Origin of the sequence: Achromobacter sp. Marseille-Q0513 (assembly GCF_018195695.1) — a bacterium.
GTDB lineage: Bacteria > Pseudomonadota > Gammaproteobacteria > Burkholderiales > Burkholderiaceae_B > Achromobacter.
The window spans coordinates 1-21,902 of sequence record NZ_JAGTJY010000026.1; the positions used below are offsets into that span (position 1 = coordinate 1).

Here is a 21,902-nt window from a genome sequence, read left to right on the forward strand (position 1 = left end):
CTGTTCGTCGGCCTGATGGCCGCCGCCGTGATGCAGCTGGCGGACCTGCCCGCCATCCGCCAGATGGGTTTCTCGCCGCTGGTGGTCGGCATCGTCTGCGGCATGCTCTATGGCAACTTCCTGCGCGGCACCATGCCGGCGGACTGGGGCGTGGGCGTCAACTTCACCGCCCGCCGGCTGCTGCGCATCGCCGTGGCCTTCTATGGCCTGAACATCAGCATCCAGCAGATCGTGGCCGTGGGCCTGCCCGGCCTGGCGGTCTCCGTGGCCGTGGTGCTGGGCACGCTGCTGATCGGTACCGTGGTCGGCCAGCGCCTGCTGGGCCTGGACCGCGACACCGCCATGCTGACCTCGGCCGGCAGCGCCATCTGCGGCGCGGCCGCCGTGCTGGCCTTCGAGCCCACCCTGCGCTCGGCGCCCCACAAGAGCGCGGTGGCCGTCGCCACGGTGGTGCTGTTCGGCACGCTGTCCATGTTCCTGTACCCGGTGCTCTACCACGCCGGCTGGCTCAACCTGGACACCCAGGCGCTGGGCATCTACATCGGCGGCACCATCCACGAGGTCGCCCAGGTGGTGGGCGCGGCCAGCAACGTGGACCCGGCCACGACGGAAGTCGCCACCATCGTCAAGATGACCCGCGTGGCCCTGCTGGTGCCGGTGCTGCTGGTGCTCGGCATGTACCTGCGCAACGCCGCCAGCCATGCCGGCGGCCAGGGCAAGGGCGCCAAGCTGCCCATCCCCTGGTTCGCCATCGGTTTCCTGGCGCTGGCCATCATCAATTCGCTGAACATCCTGCCGGCGGACGCCGTGGCCGCGCTGCGCCGCCTGGACGTATTCGCGCTGACCATGGCCATGACGGCGCTGGGCATCGAAACCCGCTTCGCGCAGATCAAGAAGGCCGGCCCCCGCGTCATGGCCCTGGGCCTGATCCTGTACGTCTGGCTGCTGGTCGGCGGCTACGGCATCGTCAAGCTGGCGTCCTGAGCCGGACCCGGCCCGCAACGACCGCGGCGCGCGCGCCGCGGTCTTGTTTTTCCTGCATAATCGGCTGGTTTCCAGGCATTGGAGCCAGCCGCATGTCCTCCAGCACCCCCACCCCCTTCACCACCCTGCCCGCCAATCGCGACGCCGTGCTGCGCGTCATGCCGATGCCGGCGGACGCCAACATCCACGGGGACGTGTTCGGCGGCTGGATCATGTCGCAAGTGGACATCGCCGGTTCGATCCCGGCGGCGCGCCGCGCCGCGGGCCGCGTGGCCACGGTGGCGGTCAACGCCTTCCAGTTCAAGGAGCCCGTGTTCGTGGGCGACCTGCTCAGCTTCTACGCCGCCATCGTCAAGACCGGCAACACCTCGATCACGGTGTCCGTCGAAGTCTATGCCGAGCGCCAGCGTCTGGACGCCGAAGTCGTCAAGGTCACCGAGGCCGTCCTGACCTACGTCGCCACCGACGAAGCCCGCCGCAGCCGTCCTCTACCCAAACTTTGAGCCGTAACGCATGACGCAATCCGCCGCCGCGCACAAGCTGCCCGCGACGCCCCGCCGCCTCGACCCGGAAGACGCCCAGCACGCACTGGCCGAAGTGCAGGAACGCCTGCGTCGCCAGCAGCTGGTCGCCGACCTGGTGCATCGTCAGGAAGAAGGCGACGCCAAGGCCAACCTGGTCGAGGACCTGGTTCACCGGCAGCACGAAGCCGAGCTCAAGACCCTGCTGGACGGCCTGCATCCGGCCGACATCGCCTTCATCCTCGAATCGCTGCCCAAGGACGAGCGGCAGACGATCTGGAAGCTGGTCAGCCCCGAACACGACGCCGACGTGCTGCTCGAGGTCGAGGACTGGGTACGCGAATCGCTGATCGAGGCGATGGACCGCCAGGACCTGGTGGCGGCGACCGGCAACATGGACGCCGACGAGCTGGCCGACCTGGCGCCGGACCTGCCGCCCGACGTGGTGGCGGAAGTCCAGAAGGGCCTGACCGAGGAAGAGCGGGCGCAGTTGCTGGAAGCCATGGGCTATCCGGAAGACAGCGTGGGCGCCATCATGGACTTCGAGATGGTCCGGGTGCGCGAGGACGTGACGCTGGAGGTGGTGCTGCGCTACCTGCGCCGCCTGCACGAGCTGCCCGACCATACCGACCAGATCTTCGTGGTCGACCGCCAGGACAAGCTGCAGGGCATCCTGCCGCTGTCGCGCCTGCTCGTCAGCGAGCCGGAAACCGAGGTGCGGGCGGTCATGAATTCCGACTTCCTGACGCTCAATCCGCTGGATTCGGACGCCGACGCGGCCGGCGCCTTCGAGCGCTATGACCTGGTCTCGGCCCCCGTGATGGACGACCAGGGCCGACTGATCGGCCGCGTCACCATCGCCGACGTGGTGGACGTGATGCGCGAAGACTCGCAGGAGCAGGCGCTGTCGCGCGCCGGCCTGCAGGAAGAAGACATCTTCGCCCCCGTGTCCACCGCGCTGCGCAACCGCGCGCCCTGGCTGCTGTTCAATCTCTGTACCGCCGCCACGGCCTCGTTCGTGGCGTCGCAGTTCGAGGGCACGGTCAGCCAGATCGTGATCCTGGCCTTCCTGATGTCCATCGTCGCCGGCATCGGCGGCAATTCCGGCAACCAGACCATGACCCTGATCATCCGGGCGCTGGCGATGGGCCGGATCACCGGACGCAACCTCTGGCAGCTGGTCAAGCGCGAGCTGTTCGTCACGCTGATGGTGGGGCTGTGCGGCAGCCTGGTCGCGGCGCTGTTCGCCTGGGCGATCTCGCACTCCATCGCCATCGCCCTGGTGATGATGGCCGCAATGATCTGCAACATGCTGGTCGGCGCCTCGGTCGGCGTGCTGGTGCCCATGGTGCGCGCGCGCTTCGGCAAGGATCCCGCCATGGGCTCGTCGGTGCTGCTGACCTTCGCCACCGATTCCCTGGGTTTCTTCATTTTCCTGGGCTTGGCGACACTCTTCCTGCTGTAGCAGCGGCCCCACAGATTCGGCTGAAAAGGGCTGCGCTGCACACTTGTTGACCAATCTTGACAGAAAACCGACAGGGAAAACCCTAGCCCATCAAGTACAGTAATAGGCTTGTCATCTCTTCTGCCTATTCCTGCCATGATCGCCAGACTCCGGACTGCCCTGCTCGGCCTGGTGCTCTCGGTTTTCACCGTCAGCGCCCAGGCTTGCGACAACCTGCCCTCCTGGGCGCAATCGGCCTGTACCCGGCTGGACCAGATCTGGTCCGAGGGCAACAACGATCTCTATATCAGCGGCTATTCCTGGCACAACCGCTCCATGTACAGCGCGGAAAAGATCCGCAGCTTCAATGAGCGCGCCTGGGGCGGCGGCTACGGCCGCAGTATCTACGACGAGGACGGCGACTGGCAAGGCCTGTATGGCATGGCCTTCCTGGACTCGCACAGCAAGGTCCAGCCGATCGCTGGCTACGGCTTCCTGAAGATCGGCCGGGTCAGCGAGAATTTCCGCCTGGGCGCCGGCTACACGGTGTTCCTGACCGCGCGCCAGGACATCATGCACTACATCCCCTTCCCCGGCGTGCTGCCGCTGGTCTCGGCCGGCTACAAGGACGCCATGCTCTACGCCACCTACATCCCCGGGGGCAAGGGCAACGGCAACGTGCTGTTCATGTTCGGCCGCTGGTCGTTCTGACGGCCAGCCCCGGTTTCAGCAGGGCTGCCCCAGGCGCCGCACCAGCTCGCCCAGGCGCATATCGTCGATGCCGTGAGCGCGCAACGCACGCTCGGTTTCGATCACATAGTCCAGGCACGGGCCGGAATGGCCCACCGCGTTGCGCACCGAAGCGAGCAGCCGGTCATCGCTGACGTCGGCCGCGTATTCCTGGCAGGCGCGGTTGAGCAGGAACACCAGCCCGCGCACGGGCGCTTCCTTGGTATGGCAGGTCAGCCAGCGCGGGCAGTAAGCGCCGGTCACCATCTCGCGACGCCAAAGCGTGTCGAATACCGTCCGCACGTCACTGGCGGCGATCTGGAAGGCGACGCCACGGCAACAGCCGCCGCGGTCCAGGCCGAACACCAGGCCGGGATTGTCCGGCGAGCCGCGATGGTCGTGCGACCACAGGCACAGGGAACGGTGATAGCCACGCACCGTCGCAAGCCGCCGCTCGCGCCAGGCGAAGCCGGGATGCCAGATCAGGGAGCCATAGGCGAATACCCAGAGATCGTCGCTGCCGTTCCAGCCGGTCAGAAGATCGTCCACCGACGCCGCGCGTCGGGCCGGGGATTGCTGCGACTGAGCCAGACCGGCGCAATCGCCGGCGGCGGGTACTGCCAAAGCCATGAGGACCCTTTGATATCCCGATTCATTCCCATGCGGGGAATGGGCGATATCCTACGCCGGCGCGCGCGCAAAAGCATTGCGAGATAGGGCTTAAGCAACGCACCGAAAGAAATTTGCGTTTCGCGGACAGGGCCGGAAAGGGAAAAAAATTGCGCGGACGGATTCCTCGCCCTTTTCGGGCGCGAAATCGGCGCTCAGACCGCGTCCAGCGGCAGCTCGGTGGTGCTCTTGATGACTTCCATCGAGAAGCTGGCGCTCACGTCCAGCAGGTCCACCGCTTCGATCAGGCGGCGGTAGAAGCGGTCGTAGGCGGCCATGTCCTCGACCACGACCTTGAGCAGGTAGTCGATATCGCCGGCCATGCGATGGAACTCGACCACATTGGGCAGCGCCATCACCGCGTTGATCAGGCTCTGCGTCCACTTGGCGTTGTGCTGGCTGGTCTTGATGGACACGAACACGGTCAGGTTCAGGCCCAGCGCCTTCGGGTCCAGCAGGATCGCGTTGCGCGCGATGACGCCATCGTCCTTGAGCTTCTGGATGCGCCGCCAGCACGGCGTGACGGACAGGTTCACCTGCTCGGCGATCTCGGCCACGGAACAGGTCGCGTCCTTTTGCAGCAGCGCGAGAATCTTGATGTCGGTCTGGTCCATGCCCTTTCCTCGACTTTCCAACGATCCGGCGGGCCTGGTCATGACGCGTAGCGCTCCGCCGTCAGGCCTTCCATGTCCACCTCCGGCGGCCGGCCGGCCACGATATCGGCCACAATCTTGCCCGTTCCGCATGCCTGCGTCCAGCCGTTGGAGCCGTGGCCGCAGTCCAGGAACAGGTTTTCGTAGCGCGTCCGGCCCAGGATGGCCGGGCCGTCCGGCGTCATCGGCCGCAGCCCGGCCCAGGCCTGGGCCCGGTCCAGCGCGATGCCCTGCGGGAACCATTCGCGCACCACGGACGTCAGGAAGGCCACCCGCCCCGCATCCACCTCCAGCCCATAGCCCTTCAATTCGGCCATGCCCGCGGCCCGGATCCGCGAACCCAGCCGCGAGATCATCACCTTGTTGTGCTCGTCCATGATGGCGGCCTGCGGCGCGCGGCCGGCATCGGTGACGTCGGCGGTAATGGAGTAGCCCTTGAGCGGATAGATGGGCAGCTTCAACCCCAGCGGCCGCAACAGGAAGGGGCTTTGCCCGCCCAACGCCACCACATAGGCGTCGGCCGCCAGCATGCCCTGATCCGTCTCGGCGCCGGCAATGCGGCCGCCCTGCCCGACCAGGCGCCGGATCTCGACGCCATAGCGGAAGTCGACGCCCTGGCCTTGCAGGTAAGCGCTCATCCCGGTGGCGAACTTGTAGCTGTCGCCGGAGCCATCGGCCGGCAGAAACAGCGCGCCCGCGACAGGCGCCTTCGTATGCGCCAGCGCCGGCTCGACGCTCGCCGCGTCGGCGCCCTCAAGGAAGCGCCACGGCACTTCGAACTCATCCAGCGCGCGGGTGATGCCGGGAACCGCCTTCAGGCCGGCCTCATCGCGGAACAGCTGCAGCGTGCCGTCCTGATGGAAATCGAATTCGATGGGCAGGCCCGCGCCGGCGATCTCCTTCAGGCAGGCAAAGCTGTAATGCGCCACCCGCTGCATGCGCAGCTTGTTGACGCGGAACCGCTCGGCATTGCATTGCCCCATCCAGCGCGCCAGCCAGGCCAGCTTGCGTGGTTCGGGCGTGAACGAGAAGCGGATGGCGGAATTGCGCTGCAGGGACATCTTCAGCACCTTGCCGATCATGCCCGGCGCGGCCCAGGGCCCGGCGAAGCTGGGACACAGCCCGCCCGCGTTGCCGAAGCTGGTCTCCAGCGCGGCAGCCGGCCGGCGGTCCGCCACGACGACCTCATGCCCGTCCCGCCACAGGTAGTAGGCCGCCGCCACGCCCGCGACGCCGGCGCCCAACACCAGCACTTTCATGAATGTCCTTTCTTTGTTCTCAATGTCGCACCATCATCCTCGGCACGGTGTCCGCCCCGATCAAGGCAAGCAGACCGGCCTTGCCAACAGAACTGCAAGGCCGGCGCCACCGGGCACGACGCCCCCCCTCTGGCACGGCCGCCCCAATCGGGGCCGCGCGGATCCGGCTCCGCCGGTCCGCCACCGGCGCCCCCTGGGGGGAAGCGCGCAGCGCTTCGGGGGGGGACCTAACCTAATACACTCCGGGATAGCCGCCGCCGTCGAGCAGGATGTTCTGCGCCGTCAGGTAGCCGGCCTGGGCGGAGCATACATAGGCGCACAAGGCACCCAGCTCCTCGGGCTCGCCGTAGCGGCCCGCCGGATTGGAACGCCCGCGCTCTTCCCAGACCTGCTCGAAGCTCTTGCCCGGGAACTGGTCCATCATGCCCCGGATGTGGCGGGCCTGCGCGTCGGTGGCGAAGACGCCCGGCAGCAGGGTGTTGATGGTGACGTTGTGCCGCACGGGCTGTCGCGCCCCGCCGCCGACAAAACCGATCAAGCCGGAGCGCGCGCCATTGGACAACCCCCGCTCGGCATGCGGCGCCTTCACGCTGCGCGACACGATGTTGACGATGCGCCCGAAGCGGCGCTCGACCATGCCGTCGACCACGCGCCGGATCATGTCGATGGGACCAAGCATCATGGCGTCCAGCGCGGCGACCCAGTCCTCGTGCGACCAGTCGCGGAAGTCCCCGGGCAGCGGCCCGTCGGCGTTGTTGATCAGGATGTCCGGATGCGGGCAGGCGGCGATGGCCGCGTCGCGTCCGGCCGGCAGCGTCAGGTCGGCCGAGACCCAGCCCACGCCGATGCCGGTTTCGCGCGCGATCTCGGCGGCGGCCTGCTCCAGGCGCTCCGGATTGCGCGCCGCGATCGTCACCGACACGCCCTCGCGCGCCAGTTGCTGCGCGCAGGCGCGCCCCATGCCACGGCTGCCGCCGAACACCAGCGCCGTCCTGCCCTTGATTCCCAGATCCATGCTTTCCCCTTGCTGGTCCGTGCCGCAGCCCCTGTCTGGCGGGCTTGCGGCATGGCCGGCTATCTGCGGCCGAAGGCAGTCAGTATAGGAGCGCGCCCCCGCCACCGGCGTGGAATTTTTTTCTAATCTTCACCGCCACATCCGCCGATTTGGCAAAGGCATTCCAGCCTGAACCCCTAAGATGAAGGTCTGTCCACATCGCGACCGATCCCATGTCCGACGTCCAAGCCTGCCCCGATCTGCGCACGCTGTGCGAGTCGGTTCAAGCCGCGCAGATGACCGCGGCCCGCGCGCTGCTGCGCGACCTCGCCTCCAGCGTCGCCAGCGTCAATGGCATCCTGCAGGGCCTGCCCGAAGCGCTGCGCGCCGGCCGTGCCGAATCCTATACGCGGCACATCGCCTACGCGGATCCGCACGGCGCCTTCACCATCGCCTACCTGGTCTGGCGCCAGGGACAGTTCAGCCCCGTGCACGGCCACAAGACCTGGTGCACCTACCAGGTCCTGCAGGGCGAGCTGTCCGAAACCCACTACCGCTGGGACGCGGATGCGTCCGCCGCCATTGCTTGCGGCGGAGCCACGCGCCGGCCGGGCGACATCGTCACGGCCACGCAGGGCCTGCACCAGATCCACAGGCTGGGCAACGCCAGCCCCGGCGTGGCGATCTCGTTGCACATCTACGGCGTCGATCAGGCCGATATCTGCACCGGCGTCAATCACCTGATCGACAAGGTCCTGGACGCATCGGCCACGCATCACCCCATCCACTGACTGACCGGCGCCGCCGCATCCTGCAGCGGCTGTGCCAGCACGTCGATCAGGGCCGGGCCATCATGCTCCAGCGCGGCCTTGATCGCCGCGTCCAGCTTGGCCGGATCTTCCACCCGCCATGCCTTCACACCATAGGCTTCGGCAATGCGAGCGTGGTCGGTGCGATCGAAATCCACGCTGTAGTAGCGCTTGTCGTAGCCGGCCTTCTGGCTGGCCTTGATCCAGCCATAGACCGAGTTCGAGAACACCACCATCAGCAGCGGCGCCTTGTGCCGCACGATGGTTTCCAGTTCGCCGACCGTGAAGCCGAAGCTGCCGTCGCCCATGACCGCGACACACTTGGACTGCGGCCGCCCCACCCACGCGCCCATGGCGGCCGACATGGAAAAACCCAGCGCCCCATGCGCGCGGTTGGTGATGAAGTGGCGGCCGGGACGCGACACATCGTAGTACGCGGAGAAATACGGGCACGGCGTGCCGGGATCGGCGCAGACCACCGCATCATCCGGCAGCAGACGGTTCAGCGACTGCACCACGCGCTCGGGCCGGATCGGCGTATGCAGGCCGGCGGCCAGCGATTCCAGCTGTTCGCGCCGCGCCTGCTTCGCGCGGCCGGCCAGCACCGAGCCGTCGACCGCGTCGGCGGGCCGATGCGCCAGGCGCTCGCGCACCTCGACGGCCAGGGCCTCCAGCGCCAGCCGGGCATCGCCCACCATGCCGACTTCGGTGCGGTAGTTGGCGCCGATCACCGAGGGATCCACGTCGATGTGCAGGATCGGCACGTCGCGGCTCGGAAAGCGCCAGTGCTCGGTGGACGTGGAGCCCGCGCGGCAACCCACGAACAGCACGGCGTCGGCGGCGGCCACCACGTCGCGCGTGGCCATGACGCCGCCGTTGGAGCCGACCACGCCGGCGTTGAGCGGATGCGTGTCGGCCAGGCTGCCCTGCCCGCTGACCGTCAGGCAGACGGCCGCCTTCAGCATCTCCGCCAGATCCTGCAAGGCGGTGCTGGCGCCGGCGATGACCACGCCGCCGCCGCAGATGATGACGGGCGAACGCGCACCGGCCAGCCGCTGCGCGGCCCGCGCCACGTCGGCGGGGTCCGGCGCGCAGCGCATGGCCGGGTAGCTGCCGTGCTCGGGCTGCGTCCAGATGTCAGCCGCGTCCACTTGCTGTTTCATCACGTCATAGGGAAAGCACAGGTGGGCGGCGCCCGGCTTGCCGGTGGTCATGTGGCGGAAGGCCGCCCGCACCATGCCCGGGATCTGGTCGGCGCGATCGATCGTGCGGTTCCATTTGGTCAGCGGGCGGTACAGCGCCTCCTGGTCCAGCTCGGTCAGCGGATACTTGCCGCGCGAACCGACCGCCACGTCCGAGGTGATGCCCAGCACGGGCACCGACGACTCGTTGGCCTCCACCAGGCCGGGCAGCAGATAGGTCGCGCCGCCGCCGCTGGGGCCTTCGCATACGCCCACCTTGCCCGTCACCCGTGCATACGCGTCGGCCATGTAGCCCGCGCTGCGTTCGTCACGCGTGAGGATGTGGCGCATGCCGTGGTCGAGCCGGTACAAGGCATCGTAGAACGGCAGGCTGGTATCGCCGCACAGGCCAAAAATATGCTGGACGCCGTTGTGCTGCAGCATGCGCACCATCGCTTCCGCGCCGGTCAGGGTATTCATGTCGTCTCCATGCTTGCTTGACGCTACGGGCTGCGGCCCGCCGGGCCGCCGGCGCGTCAGTTTTCGAGGTTGATGTTGCTGGTCTTGATGAAGGCGTTCCAACGCTCGTATTCGGCCTTCACATAGGCATCCAGCGCGGGACCGTCGGAGGCCACGATCTCGAAGCCCGCCTCGCCCAGTTTCTTGCGTACTTCCGGGTCGGCCAGCACGGTCTTGAAATCGCGGGTCAGCTTCTTGATGGTGGCCTCGGGCGTGCCCTTGGGTGCGAACATGCCGCTCCAGGAATAGGCGACGAATCCGGGAAAACCGGACTCCGCCACCGTGGGCACGTTGGGCAGGTCGGCCAGCCGCTTTTCGCCGGCGACCGCCAGGGGCTTGATCTTGCCCGCCTGGATCTGGCCGCGCAGCGCGGCGAAGCTGAGCCAGGTCATGTTGGCCTGCCCGCCCACCACGGCCTGGATCGCCGGCCCGCCGCCGCCATAAGGCACATGCAGCAGTTCCACCTTCGACAGGCGCTTGAGCTCTTCCGGCGCCAGATGGTTCAGCGAGCCCACGCCGGTCGACGCGTAGTTGTAGCGGTTGGCGGGCTGCTTGGTCGCGGCGGCCAGGAAGTCCTTCAGGTTGTCGCCGGGCACGGACGGGTTGGCGCCCAGCACCAGCGGAAAGCGCACGGTCTGCGTGATGGCGACGAAGTCCTTGAACGTGTCGTAGGGCAGCTTGGGTTTCACGGCGGGATTGATGCCGTGATTGTCGAAGCTCACCAGCAGCGTGTTGCCATCGGGGTCGGCCCGGGCCACGAAGGCCGTGGCGATCTGGCTGGCGGCGCCCGGACGGTTCTCGACCACTACCGCGCGTCCGCCCAGCTCCTGCGACAGGCGCGGCTGCAGGATGCGCGCCAGGATATCGGTGCTGCCGCCCGGCGGATACGGCACCACCAGGATCAGCGGCCGCTCTTCGGCCGCCGCATCGGTCGCCAGCCCCAGGCCGCCTATCGCCGCCACTGCGCAAGCCATGGCCAGCGCGCGTCTGTACAACGTATGGATCATCGGTGTTCCCCTGTTGTGGTGTCGGCCTGCGCTGCCTGCGCGGGGTCGGCCTGGTCCCGCATGTAGATATTGGAAAAGCCCGTGCGTATCACGTCGGTGATCTGATCCAGGCGGCGGCCGATGTGCGCCCCCATCATGCCGGGCAAGGCATCGATGTCGCGGCGTTCCAGCGCCTGCACGATGCGCATGTGCTCGGCCTGCGTGTGCGCGCGGCGCCCCTGCTGCATGTCGATCCAGCGCACGAAATGGATGCGGGCATTCACGCTTTCCAGCGCGCGCACGAATTCCTGGTTGCGCGAATAGCGCGCCAGCATCAGGTGAAAGGCCTCGTCCAGTTCCAGCAGACGCGTGGCCTCGCTGTCTTCCGGCACGTCGCGCGAGCGCTCGACGAAGGCCCGCAGCTCGGCCAGCTCCGCATCGCTGGCGCGTTCGCATGCCGCGCGCACGATGCCGGACTCCAGCACGGCGCGGTATTCATACAGCGAATGGATCTGCTTGGCGTCCAGCAGCCGGGCGATGAAGCCCCGGTTGACCGCCCGGGTCAGGAAGCCTTCAACCATCAGCTGGTTGAGTACTTCGCGCAGGGGCGTGCGGCTGACGTTCAGGCGCCGGGCCAGTTCGACCTCGTTGATGCGCTCGCCGGGCTTGAAGTCGAAACGCACCGCCATCGTCTTGACGGTGTTGTACAGCTCTGCCTGGCCTTCGGAGGTGCGGGACGCGAGGCGGGTCTGCGTCATGATTGGGTCTCCGGCGCGGCGCGCCTTGGGTTGAAGTGCATACTAAAGTGCATACACTTTGACCGACAACCCGGGTTTGCCCGGACGGCAACGCGCAGGCATGCGGCCGGATCGCCCGGCGTGCGGTGACCAGGACGATCCGACGGCCGAAGGCTGGCCGATCAGACGGAAAACACGCGGGAAGGAAATGCGGTTGGACGCCAACGGCGCCCGGGGATCAGAGCCCGGTATCCAGCGCGTAATGCGCGCCGTCCCGGTTCTCCAGCGTCAAGGCCGACAGGGTCGGATGCGCGGCTTGCGGGTCTTCGCTGACATGGATCCGCAAATTGGCCAGCGGTACGTCCCAGCCGCCATCCTTACCAGCTTGCGCGGTCACGCCGGCGACCAGCGCCAGGCGTTGCGCGGCGGCATGGGCGTCGGCCGCGCGGGCATCAATGCGCAGCAGGCTGCGCGCGCCATTGGGATGGGACATCAGCGCCGGAGACCAGACGCACTCGGGCGTCAGGTGACGACAGAAATACATGCGGATGCCGGGCAAGGGCTGCTCGGCAAAACGCACGGTATGAAAGCGCGCGGTGACTTCGCGCCCGTCCAGCAGGGCGGGACGGCTGAGTTCCTGCACCGGATTCACGGCAAAGCCGGCGGCGCGCAGCCGCTCGTAGGTGGCTTCGGCGTCGTGCGTGCGGAAGACCAGGGCTTCCAGCCCGAACGGCGAATCGGCGATTTCCTTGCGCGCCGGCGGCGCGCCGGGTGGCCAGCCCAGCAACTCGATGTACGTGCCCTCGAGCACGATCAGGCGGTTGCACGACCCCAGGTTGTGCACCGCCTTGTCGCTCAGGTGAAAGCCCTGGCGCTCGAAATGCGGCGCCAGCGCATCCAGCCGGTCGCGCACCATGACCACGGCGTGGTCGAATTCGGTGCGGCCGACTGCATGCAGCATGGTCTCAGGCTCCGCTCAGACCAGCTTGCCGTGGCACTGCTTGTACTTCTTGCCGCTGCCGCAGGGGCAGGGATCGTTGCGACCGACCTTCGGCAGCACGTTGCGCACCGGCTGGGCGCCGCTGTCGTCGGCGGAACTGGCCAGCGCTTCGTCGTAGTCGGAGTGGTGGTACTGCACGTTCTGCACGTGCGGCTGCGCCGCTTCGGCCTCGGCCTGCTCGACCTGCTCCTGCGACTGCACCCGCACCGTCATCAGCACGCGCACCACATCGTCGCGGATGCGGTCCAGCATGCCGGAGAACAGTTCGAAGGCTTCGCGCTTGTATTCCTGCTTGGGATTCTTCTGCGCGTAGCCGCGCAGATGGATGCCCTGGCGCAGGTAATCCAGCGAGGACAGGTGCTCGCGCCAGTGCGTGTCGATGGCCTGCAGCATGATCGAGCGCTCGAACTGCGACCACGATTCCGTGCCCACCTGCTCGACCTTCGCCGTGTAGTTCTGGCGCGCGGCGGCGACCACGCGTTCGCGCAGGTCCTCGTCGGTGATGTTCGGCTCTTTCTCGAGCATCTCGGTCAGCGGCAGCTGGATCTGCCAGTCGGCTTCCAGCGCCTTTTGCAGGGCCGGCACGTCCCACTGCTCTTCCACCGATTCCGGCGGCACGAAGGTGTTGAACATCTCCGTGACGGCGGCGTCGCGCAGGTTCTCGACCATCGCGCCCACGCTGGCGGCTTCCAGCACTTCGTTGCGCTGCGAGTACAGCACCTTGCGCTGGTCGTTGGCGACGTCGTCGTACTCGAGCAGCTGCTTGCGGATGTCGAAGTTGCGGCCTTCGACCTTGCGCTGCGCGGTCTCGATGGAACGCGTCACCATGCCGGCCTCGATGGGCTCGCCCTCGGGCAGCTTCAGGCGTTCCATGATGGCGCGCACGCGATCGCCGGCGAAGATGCGCATCAGCGGATCTTCCAGCGACAGATAGAAGCGCGACGAACCCGGGTCGCCCTGGCGACCGGCGCGGCCGCGCAGCTGGTTGTCGATGCGGCGCGATTCGTGGCGCTCGGTGCCGATGATGCGCAGGCCGCCAGCGGCCTTGACCTGCTCGTTCAGCGGCTTCCATTCGGAACGCACCTTCTCGATGCGCAGCGTCTTCTCGGTTTCCGTCAGCGACTCGTCGGCGCGGATCAGGTCGATCTGCTTGTCCGCGCTGCCGCCCAGCACGATGTCGGTGCCGCGGCCCGCCATGTTGGTGGCGATGGTGATATGGCCCGGCTTGCCGGCCTCGGCGACGATCTCGGCTTCGCGCGCGTGCTGCTTGGCGTTCAGCACTTCGTGCTTGAGCTTGGCCTTCTGCAGCAGGCCGGCCAGCAGCTCGGAGTTCTCGATGCTGGTCGTGCCCACCAGCACGGGCTGGCCGCGCTCGTGGCAGTCGCGGATGTCGTTGAGGATGGCGTTGTACTTTTCCTCGTTGGTCTTGAAGACCTGGTCGTTCTGGTCCTTGCGGACCATGGGCTTGTTGGTCGGGATGATGACCGTTTCGAGCCCGTAGATTTCCTGGAATTCGTACGCTTCCGTGTCGGCCGTGCCGGTCATGCCGGACAGCTTCTCGTACATGCGGAAGTAGTTCTGGAAGGTGATCGAGGCCAGCGTCTGGTTCTCGTGCTGGATCTTCACGCCTTCCTTGGCCTCGACGGCCTGGTGCAGGCCGTCCGACCAGCGGCGGCCGACCATCAGGCGGCCGGTGAATTCGTCGACGATGACCACTTCGCCGTCCTGGACCACGTACTGCTGGTCGCGGAAGAACAGCGTGTTGGCGCGCAGCGCCACCATCATGTGGTGCATCAGCGCGATATGGCGCGGATCGTACAGCGACTCGCCCTCGGGCAGGATTCCCAGGCGCGCCAGGATGCCTTCGGCATTGACGTGGCCGGCTTCCGACAGGTAGACCTGCTGGCTCTTTTCATCGACCCAGTAGTCGCCTTCGGGTTCCGGCTCCTGCGGCTTGGGCTCGGTGGCCATGCGCTTGAGCAGCGGCGGCACCGCGTTCATGCGGATGTAGAGCTCGGTGTGGTCTTCGGCCTGGCCGGAGATGATCAGCGGCGTGCGCGCCTCGTCGATCAGGATGGAGTCCACTTCGTCGACGATCGCATAGGCCAGCGCGCGCTGGCGGCGGTCCTCGACGCGGTACTCCATGTTGTCGCGCAGGTAGTCGAAGCCGAATTCGTTATTGGTGCCGTAGGTGATGTCGGCGGCGTAGGCGGCCTTCTTTTCCTCGTTCGGCTGCTGCGGCACGACCACGCCCGTGGACATGCCCAGGAAGCGGTACAGGCGCCCCATCCAATCGGCGTCGCGGCGGGCCAGGTAGTCGTTGACCGTGACCACGTGCACGCCCTTGCCGGCGATCGCGTTCAGGTAGACCGGCAGCGTGGCCATCAGCGTCTTGCCTTCGCCCGTGCGCATTTCGGCGATCTTGCCGCTATGCAGGACGATGCCGCCCAGCATCTGCACGTCGAAATGGCGCATGCCGAACACCCGCTTGCCGGCTTCGCGCACCACGGCGAAGGCTTCGGGCAGCAGGTCGTCCAGCGACGTGCCCTGGGCATGACGGGAACGGAATTCGTCGGTCTTGGCCGCCAGTTCCGCGTCGGAAAGCGCGGCGATCTTGGACTCCAGTCCATTGATCTGGGTTACCAGCTTGCGATACTGCTTAAGCAGCCGATCGTTGCGGCTACCTATGAGTTTTTTGAGCAGAGAAACCATGCGTGTGTCGGCCGCACAGGCCACGCCGCGGCCATGCAGGCCTGGGCAGCGTCACCCGTGACTTTATGTTATTGGTTGAGCGGGGGTCCGCCGGGAAACGAACCAGTTTAACGCACCTGCGGCGTAATAGCCTGGAACTATGATCAGGCCATCACGCTTGCAACCGGCTGCGGGATCAGCGCGTGGCGCTGTCCGTGCCGGCCGCACGGGCCACGGCCGGCGGGGCGTTCTGCTGCGGCCCCAGGAACAGGCGCGGATCCAGCGGCTGGCCGGCCAGCCGCACCTCGAAGTGCAGGTGCGGACCGGTGGAACGTCCGGTGCTGCCGACGCGGGCGATCTGCTGGCCGCGATCGACCAGTTGCCCCTGCTTGACCAGCAGCGACGAGGCGTGCGCGTAGCGGGTGATCAGGCCGTCGCCATGGTCGATCTCGACCATGTTGCCGTAGCCCGGATGGAACTTGGACTCCAGCACCACGCCGCCCGAGGCGGCAAGAATGGGCGTGCCCGGCGGCGCGGAGAAATCCAGCCCTTCGTGCAGCGCCGAGCGGCCCGTGACCGGGTTGCGGCGCCATCCGTAGGACGAACTCAGATAGGGATAGTCGGTGATGGGCATGGCGGTCGGCATGCGCGCCTGGTCCGCCGAACGCTGCGTCAGCGCGGCGTCCAGCAGCTTCAGGTTGTCGGACTGCTGCGCCAGCCTGACCTGGATGTCGTCCAGCTGCCGGCCCAGTTCCTCGGCCGAGGCGGCCGTGGGCGGCGCCTGGTCGGTGAACAGATCATCCATGACGCCCGAGGCTTCGGGCTGGGCCGGCATGCTCGGCTGCGCCGAGGCAAGCTGCTTGGCCAGCTCGGGATCGGTATAGGCCACGCCCGCCACCTTGGCCACGCGCTGGCCCAATCCGTCGATGCTGACCAGCTTGGCCTGGAGCGTGCCGATCTTCGCCGCCAGCAGATTCATGTTGCCGCGCAGGAAATCGGCATCGCGCCCGGTGTCCTCGGCCAGCGGCCAGCCCACGGCGCGCACGGCCGGCAGGTCAGAAGTGAAGTATCGTTGGATGGCGGCGCCGAAAATGGCAGCCGTGACCAGCGCGCCCCCAAGAAACAAGGCCAGGTGCGCCCCGCCGAGGGTGAAATGCCCGTCCCGCCCGTCGCGGGCGTGCATAATCACGATTTTCAAGGTTGTGCTTCCTAATTCTAGAGACGGCATGAATAGACCCACTTCATTCCGCCAACGTTCCAATTCCAGCCGGCGAGGGGAAAATACCGCCCTGGGATGGCTGGGTCATGACATGCGGGGCGCCGGCGTCCTGGCGACTGCCCGCAAGCACTTGCAAATCCAGTACGCGGTGGCGGCGCTATTGCCGGCCCCGCTGGGCTCCGTCTGCCAGGTAGGCAAGCTGGAAAACCAGCGCCTGCTGCTGGTGGTGCCCGGCCCCGCCCATGCGGCGAAGCTGCGTCAATTGGCTCCGCGCATCGCGCAAAGCCTGGCGGACCAAGGCTGGAACCTTAACGAAATTGCCGTGAAGGTACAAGCCGGCCTGCCCAAGCCCGGCGCCCGTCAACCGAAGCCGCCGAAAGAAGCGCAACCGCTGGGCGATACCGCCCTGGGCGCGTTCGAGACCTTGCACCACAATTTGCGGCCCGGCCCGCTGGCCGATGCCGTGGCGAAGCTGCTGAAGCACCACAAAGAGTAGCCGAAACCCGCGGGCTTTGCCCGCCCCGTCCCCGCATCATGGAACCCGACGCCCCGGGCAATCAGGGACGGCTTGCTCGCCCGGATGCCGGGCGGACGATGCAGGAACCACCCGCGCCAGCGGCGCAAGCATCCCGCACGCCCTGCCTGGGCGCGCGGCGCCTTTCATAAGTGTGGCCGGCCATGGAAAGGTTCCCGGGAGGAACTCATTCGCCGCAACGAATGGCCGGAAATCACTGAATGATCGGCGGGAGCCTAGCTTCTCGAAGTGGACGACTTGAAATGGACGGCTCAAATAACAAGGCCGCCCCAAGGACGGCCCGCATCGGATTGGTCCGAGAAAAACAGCCTCAGGCCAGCTTCCACTCGTGGCGGAATGCCTGCGGGGCGTCCGCCTGGGATTCATAGGTGATCAATTCCCACGCATCCTGCTGCGCCAGCAGCGCGCGCGCCAGCTGGTTGTTCAGCCCGTGCCCGGACTTGCAGGCCACGTAGCGCGCCACCAGCGGCTTGCCCAGCAGATACAGGTCGCCGATGGCGTCCAGGATCTTGTGCTTCACGAATTCGTCGTCGTAGCGCAGCCCGTCGCTGTTGAGCACGCGGTACTCGTCCATGACGATGGCATTGTCCAGGCTGCCGCCGCGGGCAAGGCCCATCGAGCGCAGCGCCTCGACTTCGTTGACGAAGCCGAAGGTGCGTGCGCGGGCGATCTCGCGCACGTAGGAATGGGTGGCGAAATCGATCTCGGCAAAATTGGCCGTGGAGTCGATCGCGGGATGGCGGAAATCGATCGAGAACGCCAGCGCGAAGCCGTCATGCGGCTCGAGGCGGGCCCATTTCTCGTTGCGGCCTTCGCCCTCGCGGACTTCGACGGGCTTGAGCACGCGGATGAACTGCTTGGGCGCGTTCTGTTCGACGATGCCGGCCGAGCGCAGCAGGTAGACGAACGTGGCCGCGCTGCCGTCCATGATGGGGACTTCTTCGGCGGTCAGGTCGACATGCAGGTTGTCGATGCCCAGGCCGGCCAGCGCCGACATGAGATGCTCCACCGTGGAAACGCGGACATTGCCTTGTTGCAGCACCGACGCCATGCGCGTGTCGCCGACGCCGGCGGCTTGCGCGGGCAGGTCCACGACCTCGGGCAGGTCGACGCGGTGAAATACGATCCCGGTGTTGGGCTGTGCCGGGCGCAGGGTGAGCTCTACCCGCCGTCCGGAGTGGACGCCGACGCCTGTCGTGCGGACGAGATTCTGAATGCTGCGCTGTCGGAACATGACAATAAGGGATATTTAAGCCAGGAAGCTAGCAAGATGACACGCATATTGCCGGCATAACCGACGTATTGTAACTCTGTCCGATCCCCGACGCCAACGGCGGCGTCCGAATCGACCGGTAAAACCGTCCCTTTTTGATGCCGCGCAAGGGAAACGCGGACCGCTCCGCCTCCGGCCCGCCCGCGGGGACAGGCGGGCCGGAGATGAGGGAGTGCGGATGAGCTGCCAGGCCGCTCTTCAGGCTGATGCTGCGGCGCCGGGCGCCGAGCTCAATCTATAGAGCGTCCAGGCGGCTCCAGGTTCAATCCGCTTGCTTGCGCAGGAAGGCCGGGATATCGAAGTGATCCATACCCGAGCTTTCCAGCGCACGCACCTGGGCCGACGCCTGGCTGCGCGGGTTGCGCATGACAGACGGCATGTCCAGGTTGCGGTAATCGCCCTGGCCGGCGGCCGGCATCCCGCCCAGGGGCAGGTTGTCGGTGCCGGTGCGCAGCGCCTCGGCGGTGGTCTGCACCAGCTGCGGACGAGCTTGCGCACGGCCCAGGCCGGTCGCAACCACGGTCACGCGCAGGTTCTCGCCCATCGACTCGTCATAGGCCGTGCCGAAGATCACGGTCGCGTCTTCCGAAGCGTAGCTGCGGATCGTTTCCATGATTTCGCGCGTTTCGCGCATCTTCAGCGTGCGGCTGGCGGTGATGTTGACCAGCACGCCGCGAGCGCCGTTCAGGTCCACGCCTTCCAGCAGCGGGCAGGCGATGGCCTGCTCGGCGGCGACGCGGGCGCGGTCAGCGCCCGATGCCGAAGCCGTGCCCATCATGGCCTGGCCCTGCTCGCCCATGATCGTCTTGACGTCTTCGAAGTCGACGTTCACGTTGCCTTCGACGTTGATGATCTCGGCGATGCCCGCGCAAGCGTTGTGCAGGATGTCGTCGGCCGAGCGGAAGCAGTCTTCCTGGGTGGCGTCCTCGTCCATCAGCTCATACAGGTTCTCGTTGAGCACCACGATGAGCGAATGCACGTGCTTGGCCAGCTCGGAGATGCCGTCCTCGGCCATCTTCATGCGCTTGTTGCCTTCGAAGGAGAAAGGCTTCGTGACCACCCCGACGGTCAGGATGCCCAGCTCCTTCGCCACTTCGGCCACGACCGGGCCTGCGCCCGTGCCGGTGCCGCCGCCCATGCCGGCGGTGATGAAGACCATGTGCGCGCCGTTCAGGGCGGCACGGATCTCCTCGCGCGCGGTTTCGGCCGAAGCGCGGCCCTGCTCCGGCTTGGCGCCGGCGCCCAGGCCTGTGCGGCCCAGGCGGATCTGCACCGGGGCGTTGGTCGCCGCCAGCGCTTGCGCATCGGTGTTGGCGCAGATGAAATCCACGCCGTTCACGCCGTTGCGAATCATGTGCGAAACGGCATTGCCGCCCGCACCGCCCACACCAACGACCTTGATTACGGTCCCTTTGGTGTTGTTCTCAAGCATCTCAAAGTTCATCATGATGACTCCCTCACAAGTCCGTATATGCAAATCACAAAAATTCCCCAACAACCTATTTTTTGTGAATCGCCTCAAAGCCGAAGCCGATCTCAGGATCCGCAACGGGTTTGAAGCGCCTCCCCTTCTGGCCCGCCCCGCCCGACTGCTGCGGCGCGCGCCAAGGAACAGGCCCCTGCCCTGCCCCCTCAATTCATGAACCACTCCTTCATGCGCGCCAGCAGGCTCTTGAAGTTGCCGGTCTGCGCGGCGACCTTGCGGCCACGCACGCGCTGCATGCGCGCCTCTTGCAGCAGCCCCATCACGGTCGAGAAGCGCGGATTGCGCATCACATCGGCCAGGCTGCCTTCGTATTCGGGCACCGCCACGCGCACCGGCTTCAGGAACACATCCTCGGCCAGCTCGACCATGCCGGGCAGTTGCGCGGAACCGCCAGTCAGCACCACGCCGGACGCCAGCAGGTCTTCGTAGCCGGAATCGCGCACCACCTGCTGCACCAGCGTGAACAGCTCTTCGACGCGCGGCTCGATCACGGCGCCCAGCGCCTGGCGCTTGACCTGGCGCGGACCGCGGTCGCCCAGGCCCGGCACTTCCACGGACTCGTCCGGGCTGGCCAGCACCTGCTTGGCCACGCCGTAGCGCAGCTTGATTTCCTCGGCATCGGGCGTGGGCGTGCGCAGCATGGCCGCGATGTCGTTGGTGATCTGGTCGCCGGCGATCGGCAGCACGGCGGTGTGGCGGATCGCGCCGCCGGTGAAGATCGCCACGTCGGTGGTCCCGCCGCCGATGTCGACCAGCACCACGCCCAGCTCCTTTTCGTCGGCGGTCAGCACGGCCAGGCTGGAGGCCAGCGGCTGCAGGATCAGGTCCTGCACTTCCAGGCCGCAGCGGCGCACGCACTTGACGATGTTCTGCGCGGCGCTGACGGCGCCGGTCACGATGTGCACGCGCACTTCCAGGCGCAGGCCGCTCATGCCGATGGGCTCGCGGATGTCTTCCTGGCCGTCGACGATGAACTCCTGCGTCAGCACGTGCAGCACCTGCTGGTCGGTCGGGATGTTCACCGCCTTGGCGGTCTCGATGACACGGGCGACGTCGGTGGCGGTGACTTCCTTGTCCTTGACGGCGACCATGCCGCTGGAATTGAAGCTGCGGATATGGCTGCCGGCGATGCCGGTATAGACGTCGCGAATCTTGCAATCGGCCATCAGCTCGGCTTCTTCAAGCGCGCGCTGGATGGAGTTCACGGTGGTCTCGATATTGACGACCACGCCCTTGCGCATGCCGCGCGATTCATGCTGGCCTAGGCCCAGCACTTCGAACCGCCCTTCAGGCAGGATTTCAGCCACCACAGCCACCACCTTGCTGGTGCCGATATCGAGGGCGACGATAAGGTCCTTGATGTCACGGGTCATGGCGTTAGCGTTTCTTGGGAGGTTTCGGTATGGATTTGGACTTGGTTTCCGACGGCGGCAACGGGGCCAGCGCCAGTGCGAAACCATTGGGATAGCGCAGGTCGGCCTGGATGATGGTGCGCCCTTCCAGGCGTCCAGCCACGGCGGGCCACGCCTGCACAAAACGTTGAATGCGCGCCGCGAACGGCAGCGCGCCCGGCAGGCCGTGCGGATCCGGCGCGTCGGCGCCCGGATCCCGGCCCAGGTCCAGCAACATGCCGTTGGACAGCACGACGCGCCAGGCGTAGCGGGGACTCAGCTCGAGCTGCTTGACGTGCATGTCCAGCGGCGCGAACCAGCGCGCCAGCTCGGCATAGCGCTGCACCACCAGCGACTCGGTGCCCTCGGGTCCGGAGAACTGCGGCAACACGGTTTCGTCGTCCACCTCGCCCGTATTGGCCGTGAACGCCTCGCCCCAGGTGTTGATCATCTGGTTCTCGTTCCACAGCGCCAGCGGCTGCTGCTCCTCGATGCGCACGCGCAGCACGTTCGGCCAGATGCGCCGCACGGTGGCGTGCCGCACCCAGGGCACCGACTCGAAGACCGTGCGGGCGTCGTCCAGGTCCACGGTGAAGAAGTTGCCCTTGAAGCGACCCGCGATCGCCGCGCGCACCGCGCCCGGCGAGACATAGTGCAGCTCGCTGTCCGGCATCGGCTCCAGTTCGATGGCTGACAGCGTGAAGTACGGACGCTGCGCCACCCACGCCACGCCCGCCAGGAGCATGGCGCCGACCGCCAGCACGGCAAGCGTGTTGGCGATCAGGTTGGTAGTTCGGGCGTCGTTCCACACGGAAAATCCAG

At 66.9% G+C, this 21,902-nt stretch carries 20 protein-coding genes; 6 read left to right on the plus strand and 14 right to left on the minus strand.

Going from position 1 to position 21,902, the window contains the following annotated elements; all coding sequences use genetic code 11:
• From KDH83_RS08225 to pagP, 4 genes are all read left to right on the plus strand, one after another.
• On the plus strand, positions 1 to 984 hold a 984-nt coding region (locus KDH83_RS08225; RefSeq protein WP_212314304.1), incomplete at its 5' end, for a YeiH family protein.
• Positions 985 to 1,076: 92 nt separating this feature from the next.
• Positions 1,077 to 1,487 carry an acyl-CoA thioesterase gene (locus KDH83_RS08230; protein WP_103272510.1) on the plus strand — a complete coding sequence of 137 codons (411 nt, stop codon included), beginning with the start codon at positions 1,077 to 1,079 and terminating at the stop codon, positions 1,485 to 1,487.
• 10 nt (positions 1,488 to 1,497) lie between these two features.
• Positions 1,498 to 2,970, plus strand: coding sequence for a magnesium transporter (gene mgtE / locus KDH83_RS08235; RefSeq protein WP_212314308.1), 1,473 nt, complete (start codon positions 1,498 to 1,500; stop codon positions 2,968 to 2,970).
• A gap of 135 nt (positions 2,971 to 3,105) precedes the next feature.
• Complete coding sequence (gene pagP / locus KDH83_RS08240; RefSeq protein ID WP_212314310.1) at positions 3,106 to 3,660, plus strand: lipid IV(A) palmitoyltransferase PagP; 555 nt, start codon at positions 3,106 to 3,108, stop codon at positions 3,658 to 3,660.
• 15 nt (positions 3,661 to 3,675) lie between these two features.
• On the opposite strand, the gene KDH83_RS08245 is transcribed toward pagP, so the two are convergent.
• The 4 genes from KDH83_RS08245 to KDH83_RS08260 all read right to left on the minus strand — a co-directional run bounded on the left by KDH83_RS08245 (position 3,676) and on the right by KDH83_RS08260 (position 7,274).
• Positions 3,676 to 4,308: a gamma-glutamylcyclotransferase gene (locus KDH83_RS08245; RefSeq protein WP_212314319.1), complete on the minus strand. Its 633-nt coding sequence runs from the start codon at positions 4,306 to 4,308 to the stop codon at positions 3,676 to 3,678.
• Positions 4,309 to 4,502: 194 nt separating this feature from the next.
• Positions 4,503 to 4,961 (minus strand): Lrp/AsnC family transcriptional regulator, encoded by a 459-nt coding sequence (locus KDH83_RS08250; RefSeq protein WP_212314320.1) that lies wholly within the window; start codon positions 4,959 to 4,961, stop codon positions 4,503 to 4,505.
• 38 nt (positions 4,962 to 4,999) lie between these two features.
• Complete coding sequence (locus KDH83_RS08255; protein ID WP_212314322.1) at positions 5,000 to 6,259, minus strand: D-amino acid dehydrogenase; 1,260 nt, start codon at positions 6,257 to 6,259, stop codon at positions 5,000 to 5,002.
• Positions 6,260 to 6,491: 232 nt separating this feature from the next.
• On the minus strand, positions 6,492 to 7,274 hold the full coding sequence (locus tag KDH83_RS08260) for an SDR family oxidoreductase (RefSeq protein WP_212314324.1): 783 nt from the start codon (positions 7,272 to 7,274) through the stop codon (positions 6,492 to 6,494).
• A gap of 212 nt (positions 7,275 to 7,486) precedes the next feature.
• Here KDH83_RS08260 and KDH83_RS08265 point away from each other — a divergent pair, with 212 nt between their 5' ends.
• Positions 7,487 to 8,044 (plus strand): cysteine dioxygenase family protein, encoded by a 558-nt coding sequence (locus KDH83_RS08265; RefSeq protein ID WP_212314326.1) that lies wholly within the window; start codon positions 7,487 to 7,489, stop codon positions 8,042 to 8,044.
• On the opposite strand, the gene KDH83_RS08270 is transcribed toward KDH83_RS08265, so the two are convergent.
• The 6 genes from KDH83_RS08270 to KDH83_RS08295 form a co-directional block, all read right to left on the minus strand.
• Positions 8,029 to 9,723: a thiamine pyrophosphate-binding protein gene (locus KDH83_RS08270; protein ID WP_212314328.1), complete on the minus strand. Its 1,695-nt coding sequence runs from the start codon at positions 9,721 to 9,723 to the stop codon at positions 8,029 to 8,031. The two genes, KDH83_RS08265 and KDH83_RS08270, sit on opposite strands and share 16 nt — an antisense overlap.
• A 56-nt stretch (positions 9,724 to 9,779) precedes the next feature.
• Positions 9,780 to 10,736, minus strand: coding sequence for a tripartite tricarboxylate transporter substrate binding protein (locus KDH83_RS08275; protein ID WP_249204944.1), 957 nt, complete (start codon positions 10,734 to 10,736; stop codon positions 9,780 to 9,782).
• Positions 10,737 to 10,765: 29 nt separating this feature from the next.
• Positions 10,766 to 11,506: a GntR family transcriptional regulator gene (locus KDH83_RS08280; protein WP_212314333.1), complete on the minus strand. Its 741-nt coding sequence runs from the start codon at positions 11,504 to 11,506 to the stop codon at positions 10,766 to 10,768.
• Positions 11,507 to 11,723: 217 nt separating this feature from the next.
• Positions 11,724 to 12,446, minus strand: a complete 723-nt coding sequence (locus tag KDH83_RS08285; protein ID WP_212314335.1) for a VOC family protein — start codon at positions 12,444 to 12,446, stop codon at positions 11,724 to 11,726.
• A gap of 15 nt (positions 12,447 to 12,461) precedes the next feature.
• Positions 12,462 to 15,197 carry a preprotein translocase subunit SecA gene (gene secA, locus KDH83_RS08290; RefSeq protein WP_212314339.1) on the minus strand — a complete coding sequence of 912 codons (2,736 nt, stop codon included), beginning with the start codon at positions 15,195 to 15,197 and terminating at the stop codon, positions 12,462 to 12,464.
• A 175-nt stretch (positions 15,198 to 15,372) separates the two neighbouring features.
• The gene (locus tag KDH83_RS08295) at positions 15,373 to 16,359 is read right to left on the minus strand and encodes a M23 family metallopeptidase (RefSeq protein ID WP_212314364.1); all 987 of its coding nucleotides are present in this window, start codon (positions 16,357 to 16,359) and stop codon (positions 15,373 to 15,375) included.
• A 127-nt stretch (positions 16,360 to 16,486) separates the two neighbouring features.
• Between KDH83_RS08295 and KDH83_RS08300 the strand changes: the two genes are divergently transcribed.
• Positions 16,487 to 16,891: a flagellar hook-length control protein FliK gene (locus tag KDH83_RS08300; protein ID WP_103272498.1), complete on the plus strand. Its 405-nt coding sequence runs from the start codon at positions 16,487 to 16,489 to the stop codon at positions 16,889 to 16,891.
• A 349-nt stretch (positions 16,892 to 17,240) separates the two neighbouring features.
• Here KDH83_RS08300 and lpxC read toward each other — a convergent pair whose 3' ends face one another.
• From lpxC to KDH83_RS08320, 4 genes are all read right to left on the minus strand, one after another.
• Positions 17,241 to 18,164, minus strand: a complete 924-nt coding sequence (gene lpxC, locus KDH83_RS08305; RefSeq protein ID WP_212314340.1) for a UDP-3-O-acyl-N-acetylglucosamine deacetylase — start codon at positions 18,162 to 18,164, stop codon at positions 17,241 to 17,243.
• 301 nt (positions 18,165 to 18,465) lie between these two features.
• Positions 18,466 to 19,650, minus strand: a complete 1,185-nt coding sequence (gene ftsZ, locus KDH83_RS08310) for a cell division protein FtsZ (protein WP_103272496.1) — start codon at positions 19,648 to 19,650, stop codon at positions 18,466 to 18,468.
• Positions 19,651 to 19,835: 185 nt separating this feature from the next.
• Entirely contained in the window at positions 19,836 to 21,062 is a 1,227-nt protein-coding gene (gene ftsA / locus KDH83_RS08315) for a cell division protein FtsA (protein ID WP_102775405.1), read from the minus strand.
• 4 nt (positions 21,063 to 21,066) lie between these two features.
• Positions 21,067 to 21,891, minus strand: a complete 825-nt coding sequence (locus tag KDH83_RS08320) for a cell division protein FtsQ/DivIB (RefSeq protein ID WP_212314342.1) — start codon at positions 21,889 to 21,891, stop codon at positions 21,067 to 21,069.
• Positions 21,892 to 21,902 lie beyond the last annotated feature (11 nt).